Raw genomic sequence first — 2,589 nt, forward strand, 5'->3', positions numbered from 1 at the left:
AGGCTATCTGGCCGGCCGCACGCTCGACCCGGCCGATCTCGCGAACGAAACACTGCTGCGCCTCGAAGACGGCCAGCGCCAATGGATGTCGTGGTCCGAATGGTTCGACATGAACGACGTCGACCGGCAGAAGGCCCAGCCGCAAGACATCACGATCAACTCCTATCCGCAGATCGTGCAGATGACGATTCTCGGCCAGGGCGTGTCGCTCGGCTGGCGCTACATGATCGACGCATGCATCGAAGCCGGCCTGCTCGTGCGCGTGACGGAAGCGTCCGCGAGCCACGGCGGCGGCTATTACGTGATCTCGCCGAACGACCGCGCGCAGAACCAGGCCGCCCGCCTGTTCACCCGCTGGCTGTTCGAACAGGCTGAGAAGCAGACCGCGCCCTGACTACCCCGGGCGCGACGCATGCGTGCAGCGCATGCAGGCATGCGAATCTTTCGTTTCAGAAAAAAATGCGGCTTTCCTTAGCATGGGGTTCACGCGGGGCAGCCGTCCCGTCTTCGGACTTCTGACAAAGGAAGAGACCATGCAAGGAACGCTTTCCCCGCGCGCCGCGCCTTCCGTCGATGCGGCGGTGCAACAGCGCCGCCGCGCCATCGTCGCGACCGTGATCGGTAACGGCCTCGAATGGTTCGATTTCACCGTCTACAGCTTCTTCGCGGTGATCATCGCGAAGCTGTTCTTCCCGACCGGCAACGAACTGACGTCCGTGCTGCTCACCGTCGCGACGTTCGGCGTGGGCTTCTTCATGCGGCCGGTGGGCGGCATCGTGCTCGGCGTCTATGCCGACAAGGTCGGACGCAAGGCCGCGCTGTCGCTCACGATCCTGCTGATGGCGGCCGGCACCGCGCTGATCGGGATCGCGCCGACCTACGAACAGGCCGGCATCGCCGCGCCGCTCCTGATCGTCGTCGCGCGGCTGCTGCAAGGCTTCTCGGCCGGCGGCGAGATGGGCGGCGCCACCGCGTTCCTCACCGAATACGCGCCGCCGGAGAAGCGCGCGTATTACTCGAGCTGGATCCAGTCGAGCATCGGCTTCGCGGTGCTGCTCGGTGCGGCGACCGGCACGTTCGTCACGACGTCGCTCGACACGCAGGCGCTGCATAGCTGGGGCTGGCGGCTCCCGTTCCTGCTCGGGATCATCGTCGGGCCGGTCGGCTACTTCATTCGCAGCCATATCGACGAGACGCCCGCGTTCAGCGCCGTCGAATCGCAGGCGAAGGAAAGCTCGCCGCTGAAGGAAGTGCTGAATACGTATCCGCGCGAGACGTTCGCGAGTTTCTCGATGGTCATCCTGTGGACCGTCTGCACCTACGTGCTGCTGTTCTACATGCCGACCTATTCCGTGCGCACGCTGCATCTGCCGCAGTCGACCGGCTTTACGGCCGGCATGGTCGGCGGGCTGATGATCATGTGCTGCTCGCCGATCGTCGGACGCCTCGCCGACGCGTGGGGACGGCGCGTGTTCCTGTCCGGCGCGGCGCTCGCGATCCTCGTGCTCGCGTGGCCGATGTTCTCGTGGATCAACCATGCGCCCGGGTTCGCGTCGCTGATCGTGTTCCAGGCCGTGTTCGGCGTGCTGATCGCGGCCTATACGGGGCCGATCCTCGCGGCGCTCGCGGAGCTGTTTCCGACCAAGGTGCTGTCGACCGGGTTATCCGTTGCGTACAACTTCGCGGTGACGATCTTCGGCGGGTTCGCGCCGTTCCTGATCACGTGGCTCATCGCCCGCACCGGCAGCAACATGGCGCCCGCGTTCTACGTGATGCTCGCGGCGGCCGTCAGTTTCGTCGGCACGCGCTTCGTGAAGGATGCGAAGCGTGCGGCCGCAACGACTCGATAAGGATTTTTCTCCCATGACCATTACCGTGCTTCAAGGCGGCAACGTGCTCGACCTCGAACAAGGCGTGTTGCTCGAACATCATCATGTCGTGATCGAAGGCGAGCGGATCGTCGAAGTCACCGATCGGCCGGTGGATTTGCCGAATGCGCAGGTGATCGACGTGCGCGGCAAGACCGTGATGCCGGGGTTCATCGATTGCCATGTGCATGTGCTGGCGTCGAATGCGAATCTCGGCGCGAATGCGACGCAGCCGAATATTCTCGCGGCGATTCGGTCGCTGCCGATTCTCGATGCGATGTTGGCGCGGGGGTTTACCAGCGTGCGGGATGCGGGGGGCGCGGATTGGAGCTTGATGCAGGCCGTTGAGACAGGGCTGATTCCGGGGCCGCGGATTTTTCCGTCGGGGAAAGCGTTGTCGCAGACCGGAGGGCATGGGGATTTCCGGCCACGTGGAGATGTGCTGGAACCGTGCTCCTGCTGTTTCAGGACGGGGGCGATTGCGCGGGTCGTCGATGGTGTCGAAGGCGTGCGGCTCGCCGTGCGTGAGGAGATTCAGAAAGGCGCGACGCAGATCAAGATCATGGCGTCAGGCGGCGTGGCTTCGCCGACCGATCCGATTGCGAACACGCAGTATTCGGAGGATGAAATTCGGGCGATCGTCGATGAGGCTGAGGCCGCGAATACTTATGTGATGGCGCATGCGTATACGGGGCGGGCGATTGCGCGGGCTGTGAGGTGC

Annotated in this window: 3 protein-coding genes; all 3 read left to right on the forward strand. The window is 64.3% G+C overall.

The genetic code is table 11. The features are described from left to right. Window positions 1-394 (forward strand): LysR substrate-binding domain-containing protein (locus tag AC3IFE_RS20985; RefSeq protein WP_489191819.1); only part of this gene is annotated, 394 nt, incomplete at its 5' end. 139 nt (window positions 395-533) lie between these two features. Continuing rightward, window positions 534-1,850: an MFS transporter gene (locus AC3IFE_RS20990; RefSeq protein WP_489191820.1), complete on the forward strand. Its 1,317-nt coding sequence runs from the start codon at window positions 534-536 to the stop codon at window positions 1,848-1,850. 13 nt (window positions 1,851-1,863) lie between these two features. Beyond that, a partial coding sequence (locus AC3IFE_RS20995; protein WP_489191821.1) for a metal-dependent hydrolase family protein occupies window positions 1,864-2,589 on the forward strand: 726 nt, incomplete at its 3' end.

This window comes from Burkholderia sp. APQ4-4ca (assembly GCF_057837105.1).